This window comes from Fuerstiella sp. (assembly GCA_022447225.1).
In the GTDB taxonomy this organism is placed as follows: Bacteria; Planctomycetota; Planctomycetia; order Planctomycetales; family Planctomycetaceae; genus S139-18.
The window spans coordinates 71,158-90,549 of the sequence record JAKVAZ010000011.1; the positions used below are offsets into that span (position 1 = coordinate 71,158).

A 19,392-nucleotide genomic window follows, 5' to 3' on the forward strand; every position below is an offset into this window, starting at 1 on the left:
CTACTGGTGATTTCTGGTTGCTTACTGGATTCCGTGGACTGACCGGAGTCCTGATCTACTGTAGCGATCAAACTGATGTCGATGCATCCGATTCTTTGCCAAGACACATGATTCCGCCAGTGCACACGGCAATTGCCACCGGCAGACAGAACCACCACGGAATTCCAAAACCAATTGGCAGGTATCCCAGCAAAATCGAGGTGATGGCAGTTAACAGGGCGTACGGAACCTGAGTTGCGACGTGCTGGAGATGTTCACAACCCGCCGCAGCCGACGAGAGGACGGTCGTATCAGATATCGGCGAACAATGGTCGCCAAAGATAGCTCCCGCCAAAACTGCTCCGATCGTACTGCCAAAGATGGGATTGTTAACGATTACCGGGTTTGTACCGCCTATCAGATCACAGGCAAGGGGGACCATCACCGGCAGCAGAAGTGCCATTGTTGTGAATGAACTGCCAATTGTTGCTGAGATTGTTCCGGCAACAACAAAAGCAATCGTTGGCAGGAATTCCGCTCGAACCGAGTTTCCAGTCATATCAACGATGTATCCCGCTGTATCGAGCTGACCAGAGTTACACACGTCAGAGACACCCCATGCCAGAACGAGTATCACCACGGCCGGGATCATGGAACTGATGCCTGATGTCCAGCTGTGGACACAGTCTTCCAGTGACATTTGGCTGAAAGACAGTGCCAGCAGCACTGCCAGACTCGACGACACGAAAGAGGCTGTCAGAAGCAGTTTGTAGGCATTCATCCCCTGCTGAAAACCGGTTAAGGTGATTACCACCATACTCAACACCGGAACCACTGCGAGCCAGATGCTGCCACGGGCTGTGGATGTTGGGGGCGGGGAGTCATGTGGCGGTTGGTTTCGTTCTGTACGCAACATGGCTCCGAAATCACGTCCGCTGCATGCAACGACAGCGACGACACAGATCATCAGGATTGGATAAATCCGGAATGGAACGGTTGACCAGAAGAAATCTGCTGCGTTTGCCTCAATGCCGGCGGTCTTGAATCCTGCAGCCACCTGATCGATTTCAAATGCGGTCCAGGTACTGATACCCAGTCCGGCAACGGGTGCTGCTGTTGAATCGATCAGGAATGCCAGTTTTGCTCGTGAGAATTTCAGTTTGTCGCTCAGCGGCCGCATGGCTCCGCCCACGATCATGGAATTTGCGTAGTCGTCAAAAAAGATCAGTAATCCCATAAGCCAGGTCAGGAACATGCCTCTGCGCCGTGTTGAAGCGAAACCTGCAACGGACTCAATGGCTGTTCCTGTTCCGCCACTGTCGTTCATTACCCCGATCATGGCTCCCAGCAACAGTGTGAACAAAATCACTGAGGCATGATCGTAATCGGCGGTCTGCCGCACGATTATTTCACAGAACACCGGTACGGCGAGATATGACTCCTTCAGTGGAATAAACAGCAGGCACCCTCCAAATATCGCCAGTATCAGCGACACGGTCACCTCTCTGAACACGACAGCCAGTCCGATGGCCAGAACCGGAGGCAGAAGTCTCAGCCACGATGGCCGTACCTGAACCGGAAAGTGCCAGTGCTGCTTATCGGCGGTGATGGAGATTCCGTCCGGCGATATCGCCAGACGACGAGCACCAATCAGAGCCGGTGTGATCTGAAGTAACCCCGATGAGAATGAGACTTCGCCTGCGAATAGCTGCCGTTCAGAATTTGTTGTGGAATCTTCAGTACAGATTTCAAGGCCGGAAACGGACACCGTGCCGGACCACGTTGTGAGCAGGTTTCTGTCCTGACCAAGAGCTCGAAACGTCAGCCTGGACACGGAAGCTCCCGCAGGCAACGTGTGTGGGCCGTCGAATACGATCTCGACCGGGTAAACCGATTCTTCTGCGGTAGTGGAGATTGACGGCAGCACGCAGGCTGCCATGAAAATCGCCCCGCTCATGAGATTCTTCAGGGACATGTGAAATGGTGACCGATACGGAGTTCACAGGAATTGAACTCGACATTACCCGACATGCGGCAGGACGACAACAAAACCAGCACCACTGTCCTGTGTTGATTCCTGAAGAATCAGGCCACCATGATTCCTGGCGATTTGCCAGCAGACCGGTAATCCGAACCCAATGCCACGGCCTGCCTCTCGACCCGAGAAAAACGGATCGAACAAATGCCGACGCAGTTTCTCATCGGTAATGCCGGGGCCCCGATCCTCCACTTTGAGAATGACGGCGCCGGGCTCGGTTTTCATGCTCACAATGATGTCTTCACTAATACCGCTGTCGAGACATGCTTCCATGGCATTTCGAACCAGATGGCTCACCAGGGTGCGAATCTGCGAGGAATCGATTTCATTTGTGACCGGTGGTGCAGGAAGATTGAATCGTACCTGACCGGCCGGGGAATCGAACGAACTGACTGTGTCCACAGCTGCCTGTCTGACCAGTTCAACCATTTCGGATGGTTTCCGATCGGGAGCCGGTGGCCTGGCGAACAACATACAGTCGCCAATCATATCCCGAATCCGCCATGCCTGAGAACCGATTGTTGCCAGCGACTGCCGGCGCCCCGTGAGCGATTCCTGATTGAGCAGTAACTGTGTCTGTCCAATGATGCTGCCAAGTGGATTGTTGATTTCATGTCCTGCTCCGGCCGCGAACTCTGCCATCGACTCCATATGGCCGGGATCAGGAACGAGGGTGTACTGTGACGAGGCGCCCGACAGAACAGCGGCTGCAGTATCCGCAGCGGTCCCGCTGTCACTAACGGCATCGTGGACCAGACATGCCGAAAATCGATCCGGCCAGACGAAAGATTTGAAATCGAGTGACGATCTGTACGGGGATGCAAGTTCTGCTAACTGTTCAACAGAGAATAACGCGGTAATGGACTGATGCCCTGAAGCCACCGAGACGCTGATGTGACCGTCTGATGTGCGCGTTGCATCTGCGATCAGGTATTCGGATGCGGATGTAAAAGTGATGGCGACGGCGGAGCCAGCGTCTCTTGTAAGGAGCCAGACCGCAGCCGCTGCTGACACTGCTTCTTCAGAGGCTGACGGCGCTGTCAGACATCGCAGGACTTTTTTCGCCCAGCAAGTTGATTCGATCCGACACTGCCTGATGAGACTCAATTCCTCAGCATCGCGCCACGTGTACCGCAGCACTCACTATTCAGATGACAGAACTGGTCCGGACAACACGAACCAACTGGCGACCACAGTCGAGGCAAAACCGATGACGGGGTTTCAGGAATCTGCTGGTGGCGTCGACACGAATGACTGTCCTGAAAGTCAGGACGCAAGCTGCTCAATGTCCAGCAGTTTGCAGATTCGCTCAATCAGATAGTCAATTTCAAACGGCTTTTGCACGAAATGATCTGCTCCGGAATCCTTCAGGTCCTGGATTTTATCCTGCTCCACCATTCCACTGATACAAATAATACGAACGTCGTCCATGTTCGAATCACTTCTGACTCGCTGACAAACTTCCTTACCATTGATGTCCGGCAGCATCACGTCCAGCACGATAATGTCAGGGTGATATTCTTTCACCATCATCCCGGCATCGAACCCATTATCAGCGGATCGTAACTCAAATCGTCCGTCAGCGATCAGTGCATCGGATATCAACTCAACAAGCTCTGCATCGTCATCAACGATAAGCGCCCGACGTTTGCCACTTTCCAGGGCATCCGTGGGAATACCGTTTTCTTTCATGAACTTATACAAGACGTCGCGTGGTATCCGACGAAATCGTGAGCCTGGTACTCGGAACCCTTTGAGTTGTCCGGAATCAAAACATCGAATGATCGTTTGCTGACTGACTTTACAGATTTTGGCAGCTTCGCCAGTGGTGAATACCGTTTTCATGACCACAACTCCGTTTTGGTCCTGCAAACACTGAAACAGCGACCGCAGTTCAACAGGTAAACTTGCAGCCAGCGTTTTTTTGTCAGGTGAAAATCGACAATCTGCTGATTCTCACTAGAGCAACTCATTGACTTTAGCTTCCTGATCGATGCTGTTCGTCTAATGTTTCTAATTGTATGTATTTCCAAAAGTCAGTCAACAGTGTTTGTGTTGTGCATGTTACCTGTTGTTACTTTTTTTGTTTCGTTTGTTTTGTATTGAGTAATTTGGGGTTGGTGGGTTGTTGTTTTGTGCGCAGAGAGAGTAAGTCAGCCACCATCTGTGGGTGGCTGATCCTGGTTCCTTTTATGTATTTGAGCCCTCAAGTCACCACATCTCTGCAGGAGCGTGGTTCTAAGGTGAATTCAAATACATCACCAACACGGCGATATCTGCTGGAGTAATCCCGCTCACACGACTGGCCTGACCAACGTTTGCTGGCTTCAAACGACCGAGTTTTTCTCTTGCTTCCACTCTAAGCTGAGGCAGAGCAGCAAAGTCAAACGTGTCCGGTATTCGCATACTGTCAACTTTCCGGAGGCGGGCGATTTCCGCCTCCTGACGACGAATGTAACCAGCGTATTGCGTGTCGATTTCGATCTGCCGGATGCAGTCTGAAGAGAACTGCTCGTTCCTGAGCGCAGGGAGGATGTTTTCAGCATTTTTCCATGTGAATTCCGGTCTGCGCAACCACTCTTCCAATGTCTGGCCCTCATAACGTATCTGTTGAATCAATTGAAAGGCCCTTTCGAGTTCACATTCGTATGCGTTGTGTCTGCGAGTTCGCTCAGCGCAGATTGTTCCCCGCTGAATTCCCAGGGGTGTCAGACGCCGGTCGGCGTTGTCCTGTCGGAGCAACAGGCGATACTCGGCCCGTGATGTGAACATTCGATAGGGTTCGTCGACACCTTTGGTGACCAGGTCATCGATAAGGACTCCCAGATAGGCCTGATTTCGGGACAGGACGAACTCAGGATGACCGGCAATTTTAACTGCGGCATTGATCCCGGCCATCAAACCCTGTCCGGCAGCTTCTTCATAGCCGGTGGTCCCGTTGATCTGGCCTGCAAAATACAGTCCTTCCACGTGACGTGTTTCCAGTGTAGCGCGGAGTTGAGTGGGAGGAGCAAAGTCGTATTCGACCGCGTAACCGAACCGCATGATGTCGGCGTATTCGAGTCCGGGAATCCCGTGAATCATTTGACGCTGAATATCCCGCGGGAGACTTGTTGAAATCCCGTTGCAGTAATATTCAAGAGTGTTTCGACCTTCCGGTTCAAGGAAGATCTGGTGGGATTCCTTGTCGGCGAAACGCACAACCTTGTCTTCAATCGACGGACAATATCTAGGTCCGGTACTTTCAATCTGTCCGGTGTACATTGGTGATTGGTTCAGATTCTCCCGAATCAACGCATGTACTTCAGGAGTAGTTGCTGTGAGATGGCAATCCATCTGAGTCTGTTCAATCCGGTCGGTCAGAAAGGAAAAGGGCTGAGGAGCCAAATCTCCGGGTTGTCGTTCGCATTTTGAAAAATCGATGGTCCGACCGTTAATACGTGCCGGAGTCCCGGTTTTGAATCGTTGGAGTTGGAACCCAAGATTGCGGAGGATCCCTGAAATTCCATGTGCCGATTCTTCACCTGCCCTTCCACCTTCACTTGTCGAGTTACCCGTGTGCATGATCGCTTTGAGAAACGTTCCCGTTGTCAGTATGACGGCGGCAGCACGGTAAACGGTTCCTCCTGCTGCTCGGAGGCCCGTGACGCGGCCTTTGTCTGTTTCGATCGATTCGACACGTTCCTGCCGCAGTGACAGATGTTTCTGCTGTTCGACTCGCCATTTCATTTCGAACTGATAGGCTTTTTTATCTGCCTGTGCCCGCGGGCTGTGCATCGCCGGCCCTTTACCACTGTTCAGCATTCGGAATTGGATACCGGTTGCATCAATAACACGTCCCATCTCGCCCCCAAGAGCATCGATTTCACGGACAATTTGTCCCTTGGCAACACCTCCAATTGCCGGATTGCAGCTCATTTGACCGACCGTGTCGCAATTCATCGTTAACAGGGCAGTCTTTGCTCCCAGGCGCGCACTGACCAGTGCTGCTTCGGTGCCGGCGTGTCCGGCACCAACAACGATGACATCAAAATCATAGAAGTCTGTGGCAGGCATTCCGTGTGGACCTAAAGAAGGCCGGGCTGGTCCTCTGACTGAGCGAAATCGCTGTCCGGAGTTTCCGGAGGCGTACAGCCGAGGTGTGTATAGGCTTTTGCCGTCAGCATCCTTCCTCTGGGGGTTCGCTGAAGAAGCCCCTCCCGCAGCAGGAATGGTTCGACCTCGTCTTCCAGTGTATCGGCCGGCAGGTTCATGGTGTGAGCGATTGCCTGCACTCCGGCCGGGCCACCCATAAAGACGGACATGATGGTTTCCAGGTAGCGGCGGTCAGGTTCTTCCAGGCCGATGCTGTCAACACCCTTCATTTCAAGAGCGGCCTGGGCTACCTGCAGAGTAATGACTCCGTCAGCCCGGGCATCTGCATAATCACGAGCCCAGCGCAGCCAGTTATTTGCTTTTCGCGGTGTGCCGCGTGATCGGAGCGCAACTTCAAATGCTGCTTCATCGGCGATTTTTGTATTGAGTCGATCAGCATTTCTGCGGACTATTGTGGCAAGTTCCTCCAGCGAATAGAACGACAGATGTTCACGGCTGACGAATCGATCTCGTAATGGAGCTGTCAGCATTCCACTGCGAGTAGTGGCGCCGATGACGGTAAACGGCTGTAGTTTCATGTTGATAGTGCGTGCATTGAGTCCCTCCCCCAGTGTGATGTCGACACGAAAGTCCTCCATGGCCGGATAGATGAATTCTTCGACTGCCGGCGGCATACGATGAATTTCATCGATAAACAACACTGAACCCTCGCTGGCATTGGTGAGGTATGGCAGCAGATCTTTTGGGGCGCTCAGAGATGGTCCGGCCGTGATCTGAAAATCAGTTCCCAGCTCCCGGGGAATGACCATAGCCAGAGTCGTTTTTCCAAGTCCCGGCGGTCCGTCCATCAGCAGATGGCCGAGTGGGTCTCCGCGTTTTTCGGCCGCCTGCAGGAGAATGCGAATTCGTTCGACCACGGCAGCCTGTCCGATCACATCGTCCAGCTGAGACGGTCGAAGTTCGTCATCTGATTCCAGTGACCGGGCTGTTCTTTGGTCAGGTCCGGGTGTGCTGTCACCAGGTGCCTCACCGTGGATTATGGGTTCACGAGCCATTGGACGTTTTGAGAATGGTATGAAACGGACCTGAACAGACCCGGTAACGTGATTCACGTTTCTGCAGTCTGTTCGTTACTGCATCACACTGTCAGTGCGATTGTCAACTTAACCGGCGTTTTGCGTCCATGGAACGTCTTGAAGTTCAGTCAAAACCGGTCAGGTGTCATCTGAGTATCTGTCAATTGGCGTTGGAGAGGTCTTGCCAGTCTGTTTTAACGGCGTGATCGGTCAAATTATGCGACGTTCAGATCATTCTGATGTGACCGGTTCGACTTCCACCGATTCGGATGCCACATCTGCTGCAGTTAATCTTGAGTTCAGTCGCTGAATCACTTTGTCATCAGGAGCGTCTGATGACTGCTCCGTTGACAGGGCTTTTTTCCATAATTCGACGGCGTCTTCAGTGCGCTCCAGTGCTTTGTATACGTCACCGAGATGTTCCTGAAGGGTTGCGTCCTGGAAATCGGGGTCGTTGTTTGCTTTGAGCAGTGCCTCAAGTGCTTCTTCGTGGCGTTCGAGTCGATAGAGTACCCAGCCGAGGCTGTCGAGGTATGCCCGATTGTCCGGTTCAGCCTCTACGGCGAGTTCGATCATATTAAGTGCCTGCTCAAGCTTTTTATTCTGATCCGCATAGAGGTAACCGAGGTCGTTATTGACCCCCGGGTCATCTGGCCTTTCTTTTAACAATTCCTCCAGAATCATTTCAGCTGACGAGTTGTCGCCACGTTCAACATAAACGGCGGATAATGACAACCGTGCGCGTCGCCTGATATCGTCATCCTGTGTATCACTGTTGATGATGTTCTGATAGACACTGATACATTCGTCCCAGCGTCCGGCCTGGGAGTGAATTGTGGCTAACAGCATTCTGGCAGTGTTTTGAATGTCAGGTGCGTTTCCGCCCTTCTCAATTGCTGCTTCCAGTGATTCCTGTGCGTCGCCGGCGTTACGGTCTTGGAAATAGATCCATCCCAGTCGATACAGGAGTTCAGGATTCTGCGGGTAAATTGCAAGTGCGGATTGAATTGCTTCCAATGCCTGTTGGATCCGTTCATTAAAGACTTCTGCGATTGCCAGATTTCGCAGTGTCAAAACGCGTGCCTCCATTGGCAGTGTTCTGATTGCCAGCAGTCGGCGAAATACAACGGCAGACTCTGCGAACCGGTCATTTAACAGATGGTGCATTCCCAGTTGCTGCAGGGCGCGCTGGCCGATGTCCTGACTGGGATTTCGGTCCAGGGTTGCCTGCAGTAACTTCCCCAGTTCTTCGGAGCGACCGATTTCCTGAGCGATTTGTGCGCAGATCCAGGTAACTTCGGGAAACAGATTGTCATTGTTTTCCATCGAGTCCAGACAGGAGTCCACAACCGATTTTGCAAACTCATCATCCGTCAGAATTTCAGGGAGAAACGGAACGATTTCGGCCAGTTGTACGCGTGCTCTTAAAGCTTTTTGGAGTGTCCTGATCAGGGAATCTGCGTCAGCCCGAACAATGTCAATACGAATCAGTCCCGGGTAGCCTGCGGGATCCCCGGATTCCACAATGATACTCTCGAATGTTTTTGTAGCATCATCAAAGTGTCCCTGGCGGAGCTGAGTCTCCGCCAAATACAGTCGGACGACAGTTTCATCCAGGGTTTCGGTCTGCAATTCCGTGAGTTTTGCGATGATCTTACTACGTCGAGTTGTGGCAGAATAGATTTGAGTTAACAGTTCGAGAGAACTCTTTTCGCGTCGTCCTGTGGCAAAATAGCTTTCCAGGCTGGCTTCTGCTTTTTTGAGATCGTCTGCGCGGAAACGAGCCTGTGCAAGCAGCAGATGGTGTCGTCCAGGAGAGTCCTGTCGAATACGTACGAGTGCCTCAAATGCCCTCAGTGCATCGTCAGTGCGGCCAACTGACAGCAGGGCTTCTCCCACTGTTTCATATCCCGTCATCCGGTCATCCATCAGGGCCTTGTGTCGTCGGAAATCGAGCCCGAAATCCTCGGGACGCTCCAGCGCCTGAAGTAACACCTGATAGCTTTCTGCTGCTTTCGCATTTTGTTTCAACTGCAGTAGAATTCGACCGCGGACACTGTGAATCAGAATAAACTCCGGATCAGTCGGAGTTAGACGCTCTGATGCTGCGGCTTCGTCCAGCAACTGAATGGCTTCACGGATTGTCTGGACGCTGCCGGGCTGTCGGAGCAGACTTGTTGCCAGTTGAAAACGTGTGCGGAAGTCTGTCTTGTCCAGATTGATTGCTTTTCGCGCCAGGCTTAATCCCTTCTGGACATCTCCCATCTGCAGCAGCAGAATTGCTCTCGCCCGAATCGGCTCGGGAGCCGTATCGTCGGCCTCAGATGCCTTTTCAAATGCTTTCAGGGCCACATCCAGTTGGTTGTTTTTTTGTGCCTCGACACCTTTCATATACCAGGCGAGTGCTTCGGTTCGGCTCGAATCAACCGCCCGTACAGGTTCGGCAGGGCTGGTAACATCGTCTCCGGGCTGGCGAGGAGAACCCTCCGACTGCAAATCTGTCTCCTGTCCGGCAGCCTGGACAGAAGTTCCTCCCCAAAGCAGTCCGGCAACGAGCAGTACCCGTTTGAGTTGATTCAACATCAGCGATTCCTGTACTGGTTTTCCGTTGTGCCACATCACTCACAATTATTCCGGGCACGCAACGAAACCGTCTGGTGAATTAAACGCCGTTGCGTGCAGGAATGTGACGGTAACACCTTTTATACATCATGATCTCCGGCAACTCAGATTGCCGCAAGCGGCAAGTTCGCGAGCTTTGGCCATTCACTGGACGAACTTCCCTAATTTGAATTGTCCTGGATTGCTCAAATATTGAAAAGTGCATTCAATTCAATCAATGCAGGAGTTTGCCTGGTGATGGATTGGTGTTTTGCTGTGCCGTCCAGGTTGTCGAATAACTCAATTGAGTTGACTACCTGGTCGGTCCGGACACACTTGCACAGTGCGGAATACCGTGTTTTCCGTCATCAGAACCCTTGATACCGTTGCTCCGGATTCAGAAGTCATAGATTCTGTACCCAGAGCGATCAGTCATTGTCGGGAATATCACAAGTGTCTGGTGGACAGGCAGCGACGGGACTGTCGTCTTTACTTGAGGTCACACAGACCACTTAGTGTTGTGACTCAGGGCTCGGTTTTCAAAAAACCGTTTTGAACCCGGTTCCTTCGTTTCATCTTTTGCAGTGCCTTTGCGTGCCGGCATTGTGGAGGATCGATCCGGATCAGGGGCACTGCACCTGCCAGTATGATTTCCACAGGGTCGCAACTCATTTTTTCTTTGCGACCTTCTTTCGGGCTGTCGCTTTGTTTTTTGCCGGCTTTTTTTTCGCGGCTGCTGTTCTCGATGTGGTTTTCTTTGCGGTTGTTTTTTTCCCGGTAGAAGTAGAGGCAGCCTTTTTTCGGGACGCCTTTTTCTTCACAGAAGATGTTTTCTTTGCGGTCTTTTTCTTTCCCCCGGCGGTCCTGGACGTGGCCTTTTCTGACGGAGAAGTTTTGGCAGAACGGGATTTTTTCGTCGTTTTGCTTTCTGCAGATTTTTTTCCTGCTCGTTTCTTTGTTTTTGCTGCAGCCTTTTTTGTGACTGTAGTTGGCTTCTTCTTCTTTCTTTTTTTCGGTTTCTTGAGGCTGCTGTATCGTTCTTCCACCAGATTCACATTGAATTCTTCGTCTTCGTCCGGTGGTTCACTTAGCCGCTCAATAAATCGAGGATCTGTAGCCAGACAACGCAATGCACAGGTAAATCCGTGCGTATCAGCTTTCTTGAGTCCGGGCTTCAAAAAATCTCCGGCCTGCTCCTCTGTTGATTTAGGGGGGACGATTCCAAGGTGAATGGCTGCACGGGTGGACAACGTGTCCAGGCAGACCAGATAGCCGCCAAGTGAATGCTGGACGGTGAAGTTTCTGATGAAGGCCGACATGTTGTCGATTTTTTTGAGTCTTTTCTGTGCAGAGTCCTGTGTGAGCCGTTTGAGCTTTTCATAGTCGTATGTGTAAGTCGATTCAAAAACGAAGCGCAGAATCGAACGAATGCGGAGTCCGGCCCAGTCACCTGACCGCATCACGCAGAGTGTCTGTTCGATTTCCGCGACCGAACTCACACGAACTTCATTCAGGTCGTAGTAAAGTCTGTTCAGTCGATCATAGCCCTGTTCTGCCGGTTCCCAGGGATTGTCCTCCAGGCACGCTGCAAATAACATGGTTTCCAGGACGGGCAGACTGAACTTGGGAACGTTCCTGCCGTAGTCCTTATGCAGCAACGATGTCAGCTTTTTACAGGCCTGTTGTTTTTCACTGGCTTTCGTCGCGGTGGGAGATGGCATTGTTGCTTCCTGTCAGGCCGGATTCATTCCTGGCAATGCTGTTTGATTTATGCATAGTCGTCGTTTGGTGACGCTTCGTTTTCGACAACAGGGTCCCCAGGGGATTCCTGGTCATTCTGGGCATCAGGTTTTGCATCCAATGCCCCTTCTGCACACGAATCGGGCAGGACCTGCTTCAGAATCCGGGTGGCTTCAAAAGATGTCTGAATTCCCCGGTCAATTTCAAAACTTAATTCGGGAGTATATCGGGTCTTGATGCTGCCTGCGACTTTGGACTGCAGGTATCCCCGGGCGGAATTCAAACCATGCAGCGACAGCGACGTTTCCTGCTCGGATCCCCTGACCGAGACTGCGATTTTTGCATAACGTACGTCTGCGGAGACTTCGACGCCGAGCACAGTCACATTTTGAATACGCGGATCTCGTAACTCCTGAAGAATTGCAGTACTGACGATTTCGCGAATGACGGAAGCGACTCGAGCAGTTCGACGGGTGGACATGGCGGAATCGACTAAGTGACGGACATAAAAGGGAAAACGGGACGGCAGGCACAAATGTCAAATGCAGCAGAACCAAAGATCTCCTGAGAAACGATGTCACTTTCGGACAGACGGGACGCAAATCCATATTCAGTGCTGGTGGCAGTCTGGGTCAGTCAACGCCTACTTGCTGTCGCTCAGAGTTCTTTGGATTTCGTCGACGCGGAAAGCCTCCAGCAGATCGCCTTCCTTAATATCATTGAATCCCTCCAGTCGGATCCCGCATTCCATACCGTCGCGCACTTCTTTGGCATCATCCTTTTCCCGCTTGAGTGAACCAATGCGGTAGTCATTCAGGACTTTCTGGTCGCGAATGACATGGATTCTGTTGTCTCGTGAAATCGTGCCATTCATAACCCGGCAACCTGCAATAGTACCAAACCGGCTGATCTGGAATGTTCGCAGTACAATTGCCCGTCCCGTCGTGACTTCGACACGTTCCGGTCGTAATAATCCTTCCAGAGCCTGACGGATATGTTCGGTGACTTCGTAAATGATGTCATAGCGGCGAATCTCAATCCCTTCCTGATCGGCCATTGCTTGGGCGCGGTCTTCTGCGATCACATGGAAGGCAATGATGACAGCGCTGGCTGCGGTCGCAAGCGAGACGTCACTCTCATTAACGCCACCCACTGCGTTATGAATGATATTGATTTTCACTTCCGGGTGCTCGAACTTGTCAAGTTCGCTTCGCAGTGCTTCGAGTGAACCGGGTGTGTCCCCTTTAAGGATTAGTGGCAGCTCCTGAATGCCTTCACCCTCGCGCACCTGGGCAAGGATGTCTTCAATGGTCTTTGCCTGTCCACGTCCGGAGAGCGACCGCGAGCGTCCTTCGTGTTCCCGTGTTTCTGCGACAGTGCGAGCCTCTTCGATGTCCTTCATAACGAAGAAGTGCACGCCGGCTCCGGGAACGCTGTCCAGACCTGCGACTCGAACCGGCGTAGATGGTCCGGCTTCGTCTACCGGGCGGTCCTGATCATCATACATCGCCCGAATACGACCGTAACTGTTGCCACACAGCACGTTGTCACCGACGCGAAGCGTTCCTTTTTGCACGATCAACCACGCCAGGACTCCCCGGCCTTCATCACGAAATGATTCCAGACAGACTCCGATAGCCTCACGACGGGGATCAGTTCTGTATTCGTGAAGTTCTGCCGTCAGCAACAGTGTTTCCAGCAGACTATCGATTCCAAGTCCTGTTTCACCGGACGTCCGGACCACTTCGTATTCTCCACCCCATTCTGCCGGCAACAATTCATGCTGAGCGAGTTGCTGGAGGGCCTTTTGGTCGTCGACACCTGGCAGGTCCATTTTGTTCAAAGCAACGACGATCGGGACTCCGGCGTTACGGGCGTGACTAATACATTCTTCCGTCTGAGGCATCACACCGTCATCTGCAGCGACCACCAGGACGATAATATCTGTGACGTTGGCTCCCCGGGATCGCATTTCACCAAACGCCGCATGGCCAGGCGTATCGACAAACGTGATCGGGTGTCCCTCATAGTCGACCTGATAGGCAGCAATATGCTGAGTAATTCCACCGGCCTCACCGCTGGCGACGTTTGATCGTCGCAGACGATCGATGAGGGTGGTTTTTCCGTGATCCACATGTCCCAGAATTGTGATTACCGGCGGTCGCGACTGCAGTGTTTCTTCGCTGTCCTCATGGTCCATGGACTTCAATAATTCGGCTTCGATGTCACGGCCCCGTTTGATTTCCAGATCCACGCCAAGTTCTATGGCGAGTTCCATCGCTTCATCTTCCGTCAGTTCGTCGTTGATCGTGGCCATCCGTCCTTCTTTAAACAGGATTGCTACGATCGAACCCGCCGGGCGACCGATCGCTTCGGATAACGTACGAATTGTGATCGGAAGCTCGATTCGAGCCGACGTCTTGAGTTCTGCCACCGGGCGATTCCGGCGCCGTTTCATTCGTTTGGATTGGCGAGCTAGTTTGCGCTGGTCGTTGAAATCCTTGAGTAATGAACCTTTTCTGGATCCACGACCTCGGCTGGGTGCAGGTCCACCGTCGTGTTCTGCCCGTGCGTCCTTAAGTTGCTGGAGTTGATCGGCAAGTGGACTGTGCCGGTCAACGATATCTTTCAACGCCATGTCCGGCTTCTGGACTTTTTCCTCCCGTTCTTTTGGGCGTGAAACGGGTGGCGGTGTATAAGATGGGGGTGCAGCAACCATCGGTCGGGCGACGATGGGTCGTCCTTTGCCATTACCTGGTTGGGGATTCGCAGGTGGATCTTCGGAATCGTCTGGTGTTTCCTGCGAAGGATCGGATGCTTTGCGATCCTTTACAGAACCGATGGGTTTCATGTCCCGCATACGGTGCATGGTGGGACGCCGGACCTGCGGTGCTGACCCGGCAGCAGCAGGTGTGTCGTCTTCAGCGGCAGCAGGAGTGTCGTCTTCAGCGGCGGCAGGTGTGTCGTCTTCAGCGGCAGCAGGAGTGTCGTTTTCAGCGGCAGCAGGAGTGTCGTTTTCAGCGGCAGCAGGAGTGTCGTCTTCAGCGGCAGCAGGAGTGTCGTCTTCAGCGGCGGCAGGTGTGTCGTCAATTGTTTCTTCGGATACCGATGATGTATCGCTCGTGGTTACTTCTTCCGGAGCTTTTGGCTCTTCGTTCTGAGCAGCATCTATCTCATCGGAGTCGGAAGCTTCTGCCTCGCTGGCTATTTCACTTTGTGTTGTCTCATGGTTTGGCACTTCATCCTGTATTGAACGAGGTGCCATTGCCCGTATTTCACGGACCTTGGCTGCTGCTGTGGCTTCTTCGCGAACTGGAGCGAGTGCTTCGACCGATTTGGAAGGCCGAGGACCGGAATTGCGGTTCCTGATGAACGCCACAATCTGATCTTTTTCTTCCGGTGTAATTGTTGCAAGCGCATTACGAAGCTTCACACCGGCTTCATCGCAAAGTTCGATCAGAACTTTGCTGTCAAGGCCTAGTTCTCTTGCCAGAGCAAAGAGACGAATCTTCAAAACAACTACCCTTTTCCCGATTTGGTCGCTGTTTCCAGCAAACGAGTATGTGCGGTAAATGTGTATGTCAGACTGACCAAAGGATCAGTAGCTGATTTATCTGACTTTACAGTATGGTAAACAAGAAGATTTTGGGTGCCGGTCTGGCGTGGACACGGCTTTTTTCCGGAATTACCGCGGGAGTCCCGGCGACAATTCCACGGCGTCTAGCTGACTTCTTCCGAATCGCCTGCTGCTTCGGTTTGTCTGTTGGTCAATTCGTCCGAATCGACGTTCGTCGTCTCGGCGGTGTCCACCATCGCCGATTTGGTTGGTTCGCTGCCGACATCTGAATTTTCGGACGTTGCAACGAGATCGTTTTCATCGTGCTCTTCGGAATCAGTATCGGCTTCTGCCGCAGCCGTTGATTCACTGGTGTTTTCTGTCAATAGGTCATTTTGCGTTGTAGGCTTTGTCCCTGCTTGCACTGCAGCGGCCTCAGTGGAAGCAGCAGTCTCAGTGGAAGCAGCAGTCTCAGTGGAAGCAGCAGTCTCAGTGGAAGCAGCAGTCTCAGTGGAAGCAGCGGCCTCAGTGGGGGGCGGCGGAGGATTCCGTTTTCGCTCCTCCTCTGCCAGTCTTTCCTCTTTCTCGATTCGCTCACTTTCAACGTCTGCAAAATCAACAATCGTATCGCATTGTTCCTGTGTGAGTCCTCCCAGTTCAGCGAGCTGGTCGGGTTCGATGACAGACAAATCGTCGAAAGTGAAGAAACCCTGAGACACGAGGTTTTCAACGAGTTCGGGTGCCATTTCCGGAACTACGCTGAATGCTTCGATGGAAATATCCAGCTGCTCGTCCAGTGACTCCTGAGTCATGACGTTGATGTCCCAGCCAACCAGTTTCGACGCCAGTCGGACATTCTGACCGCGACGACCGATTGCCAGTGATAATTGATCGTCCCGTACCAGAACCAGAACTTTGCCGAGCATTGGACAAAGAATTACATCTTCCACTTCTGCGGGCTGTAGTGCATTGGGCACCAGTATTTGAAGTGAGTCATTCCAGCGAACGATATCAATTCGTTCTCCGTTGAGTTCTTCAACGATGCCACGAATTCTCGCACCTCGAACGCCGACACATGCTCCAACACAGTCAACTGATGTATCAGATGACGAAACAGCGACTTTGGACCGATGTCCGGCCTCACGAGCAATCGAGCGAACCTCAATAACGTGGTCGTTGATTTCCGGGATTTCTACTTCGAAGAGTCGACGTACGAAATCGGCATGAGTACGAGACAGGATCACGCGTACCCGTGAACCGGACTTTCGAACATCCAGAACGGTAGCCCGCACACGATCACCAACTCGATAGGTTTCTTTCTGGATTTGCTCACTTCGGGGCAGGATGGCTTCCACACGACCCAGATTGACGATGACTGTACCGCGGTCTACCCGCGTGACACTGCCTGAAACAATCTGGCTCTTCAGATCCAGAAATTCTTCATAGTGGGCGTCGCGCTCGGCTTCGCGAATTTTCTGGATCATTACCTGCTTGGCTGTCTGGGCGGAGATACGACCGAGCAGGTCTCCCAGCAGGTCGGATTCCAGTTGAGCGCCATCACAAGTCAGAGACGGTTCGCCAGTGATGCGATCCACCTGAACGACGAGTTCTTCTTCTTCAGAAAAATGTTTTCGCGCCGCTGAGAGGATCGCCTGCTCAATTCCTTCGAAAACGATTTCCGGATCGATAGATTTGTCGCGATGAATCGCATCGACGATCCGCAGAATTTCGGGTCCGTTCATGCTCAAGAGCCGCTCAGCAAAGACGCTATAACAAAAAAAGTGGGACATTGTCCCACTTTTAGTAGTGCCGCTGGCCATTCTGCAATGACCCGGCCCAACCGGCCTTTACGTGCGCCATGCCCCGAAAAATCGAAAATTTCTTCGGAAGAGCAACACGCCAAGTGATGGGATAATTCACATGTCCATCTTCACTTCCTCGGTCCCGGATGGTGATTAACACCACCTGCCGTTGAGAAAACTGAGTCCGGAGCGACCAAAGGCTGACCTCAGGTCACAGGATCGAACAGCACAACGATACTTACCAGAATTCAATCTGTCAACAGTCCGAATCCGCCTGTCGAAACCGGGAATTGGAACGCCGCTGGCTGAAATTGTGGCCGGATGACATTCCGAGATGGCTCGTGACTTAGGACTGTTTCTGAACACAGTCACGTGTGAGTTGTCGAGCGGACTTGTAGGCGTGTTTGACGGTAAACACACGAGATTCAATCTGCTCTGCCGTAAAGTATCGTCCTGGTTCACTGCCGGGCAGGCCAGCCAAAGACAGAGTGAGCGGCAGAAGGTCCACGAATTCCTTGTAGCGATGCTGTTGTTCCGACTGTTCAGCCATAGATTGGTCCCTCCGGGATTTTTTCTCGTTGAGTTCAGGTCCGGCGCCCGGACGCGCCGGGCTCGATTCGCAACTCTTCCAGTCCAAAGCTTTCACTTACATTTTATTCTTACCGATGCTCTCGCCAGATTTCGGGATGCCTGTGTCCAACGTTCGATTGCGGATTTGCCCAGGCTTCATGGGTTCTGAAGATCCACCCGGAAATTGGATGTCTGTGGTTAAGTCACAACGCCACTCAGGCTGAAAATTCCTGTAATAGTTGGGTGCCAAGTTCGTTAGGTCTGATGATTCAACCCCGGTCAGCAGAACGCACCACTTTCATGCGTTTGAACATTTTCAGGCTGAGACTGCCGATGTGAGGGATGGCTTCCGGCACTCACAAGTTTCTTAGCCTGGGCGTCGTTGAGTATGCTGACGGATGATATCAGCGGCTGCGTTGGTTGAATCACCTTCACCCGTCGATCCGCTTTGCTCCGTTTGTGTCGACGGTTTGGTTTTAGGAGGTTCACTCACGGCACCTGTCTGCGACGGGTCCGGCAGGGTAACATCAGCTAGTGGTTCATCCGCAGGTGGCGGTTGCTGTTCGGGAACGAGGGACGGTGGCAGTTGCTGTCCGGGAACGAGGGACGGTGGCTGTTGCTGTCCGGGAACGAGGGACGGTGGCTGTTGCTGGAATCCGGGCATCATGGTTTGCGGTGGTGGTGGATAACCCATTGGGTACACGGGCATCGGCTGCTGCGGTTGGTATGGGTAGCCACCGTACATCTGTCCCGGGTAGCCAACCTGCTGCGGCATGGGCTGATAGGGTGCCTGGCCGGGGATCATTCCCTGTTGAGCGATGACAGTACTACCGTCACCGATGTGCTGCGGCTGATCGATCGGAGTTTCTAACTCCTGTGTGGCACTCGCCGGAGACTCGGCAACAGGCTGATTTTGTTCAGTTGTCGGGGCCGACTCCGGGCTTTCCGCAGGAGAGGAGACTTCCATTACAGTTTCAGTATTCGAAACAACAGTTTCTTCACCACTTGCGGAGGCAGGACTCAACGTCCTAAATTCAAATTCCAGATTGCCAACGACGATTCTGTCTCCCGCGATGAGAGTTGTCTCTTTGACAACTCGTTCGCCATTGACTGTTGTGCCATTGGTGCTTCCAAGATCACGCAGACGAACAGAATATTCGTCAATAGCGAAGACGCAGTGATGCCGACTTACAAGATCGCTGTTTGGACGAAGCTGACAATCACTCTCTCGCCCAATTAAAAACTTTCGACGATTTAGTGGAATGACCTGACCCGAATGTTTACCACCAACGACTTGAAGTTCGCTTTCGATCATATTTATTGGTCGCTCCCGAACCGCAACATGAAACGTGGTTTCTGTTCGGTGCAAACCGACAGAAAAAATCTCACAGAGATTATTTAGTGAGGAAGTATCAGGCGTAAGCGAGTCCGCAGAACGCGGACAGAGATATTGACAGGAGCCGAAGTATGACAACCCATACCAGTCAGATAAACACTGGGAGCAGAAGATTTTTTCTGTCTACTCCATTTTTAACGGTTCTTTTTGGGAAAAGTGGCGGTTAACGCGCGAAAAGGGCCTCATTACCACTGATGTTTCTTGTGTTAAAATGAGTGCTGTGAGTGAGTTAGGTTAGTTTGTTTCTGGTGGAATTGTACACAACAGTCGACGACAACTGTGTGGATTCAGAAATAATATGGCTACTCACAAATTTACAGAGCTTGTGGAGTTTCGCATTCACTGGTGGACATAGTCGTTGTCGTGCTTGTTGCAACAATTGTGAAGCCGATGACGGGCTACACGGGCAGCGATCACGTTCAAACCAGCTCACTGGTGTGCAGATTCACAGATTCAGCATCCTCTGATGCCTTGTGCAGAGTGTGTGGAAGGAGCGTGGATATGGTGAAAATCAGGGGTAAGTAAAACTTGCCTCACGG

Annotated in this window: 12 protein-coding genes; all 12 read right to left on the reverse strand. The window is 52.2% G+C overall.

The features are described from left to right. Positions 1–67: 67 nt before the first annotated feature. Positions 68–1,936, reverse strand: coding sequence for a hypothetical protein (locus MK110_13485; GenBank protein ID MCH2212311.1), 1,869 nt, complete (start codon positions 1,934–1,936; stop codon positions 68–70). A 63-nt stretch (positions 1,937–1,999) separates the two neighbouring features. Beyond that, positions 2,000–3,157 (reverse strand): HAMP domain-containing histidine kinase, encoded by a 1,158-nt coding sequence (locus tag MK110_13490; protein MCH2212312.1) that lies wholly within the window; start codon positions 3,155–3,157, stop codon positions 2,000–2,002. Between the two features lie 126 nt (positions 3,158–3,283). Beyond that, positions 3,284–3,862 (reverse strand): response regulator, encoded by a 579-nt coding sequence (locus MK110_13495; GenBank protein MCH2212313.1) that lies wholly within the window; start codon positions 3,860–3,862, stop codon positions 3,284–3,286. Positions 3,863–4,255: 393 nt separating this feature from the next. Further along, positions 4,256–6,073, reverse strand: coding sequence for a tRNA uridine-5-carboxymethylaminomethyl(34) synthesis enzyme MnmG (gene mnmG, locus MK110_13500; GenBank protein MCH2212314.1), 1,818 nt, complete (start codon positions 6,071–6,073; stop codon positions 4,256–4,258). Positions 6,074–6,084: 11 nt separating this feature from the next. Further along, positions 6,085–7,167, reverse strand: a complete 1,083-nt coding sequence (ruvB, locus tag MK110_13505) for a Holliday junction branch migration DNA helicase RuvB (GenBank protein MCH2212315.1) — start codon at positions 7,165–7,167, stop codon at positions 6,085–6,087. Positions 7,168–7,419: 252 nt separating this feature from the next. After that, positions 7,420–9,771 (reverse strand): tetratricopeptide repeat protein, encoded by a 2,352-nt coding sequence (locus MK110_13510; protein MCH2212316.1) that lies wholly within the window; start codon positions 9,769–9,771, stop codon positions 7,420–7,422. 686 nt (positions 9,772–10,457) lie between these two features. Then, complete coding sequence (locus MK110_13515) at positions 10,458–11,510, reverse strand: hypothetical protein (GenBank protein MCH2212317.1); 1,053 nt, start codon at positions 11,508–11,510, stop codon at positions 10,458–10,460. A gap of 47 nt (positions 11,511–11,557) precedes the next feature. Further along, the gene (gene rbfA, locus MK110_13520; protein MCH2212318.1) at positions 11,558–12,010 is read right to left on the reverse strand and encodes a 30S ribosome-binding factor RbfA; all 453 of its coding nucleotides are present in this window, start codon (positions 12,008–12,010) and stop codon (positions 11,558–11,560) included. A gap of 162 nt (positions 12,011–12,172) precedes the next feature. Further along, entirely contained in the window at positions 12,173–15,043 is a 2,871-nt protein-coding gene (infB, locus tag MK110_13525) for a translation initiation factor IF-2 (protein MCH2212319.1), read from the reverse strand. A gap of 206 nt (positions 15,044–15,249) precedes the next feature. Continuing rightward, positions 15,250–16,827 (reverse strand): transcription termination factor NusA, encoded by a 1,578-nt coding sequence (gene nusA, locus MK110_13530; protein MCH2212320.1) that lies wholly within the window; start codon positions 16,825–16,827, stop codon positions 15,250–15,252. A 406-nt stretch (positions 16,828–17,233) separates the two neighbouring features. Next, entirely contained in the window at positions 17,234–17,437 is a 204-nt protein-coding gene (locus MK110_13535; GenBank protein MCH2212321.1) for a hypothetical protein, read from the reverse strand. 387 nt (positions 17,438–17,824) lie between these two features. Further along, positions 17,825–18,772: an FHA domain-containing protein gene (locus MK110_13540; protein ID MCH2212322.1), complete on the reverse strand. Its 948-nt coding sequence runs from the start codon at positions 18,770–18,772 to the stop codon at positions 17,825–17,827. Positions 18,773–19,392 lie beyond the last annotated feature (620 nt).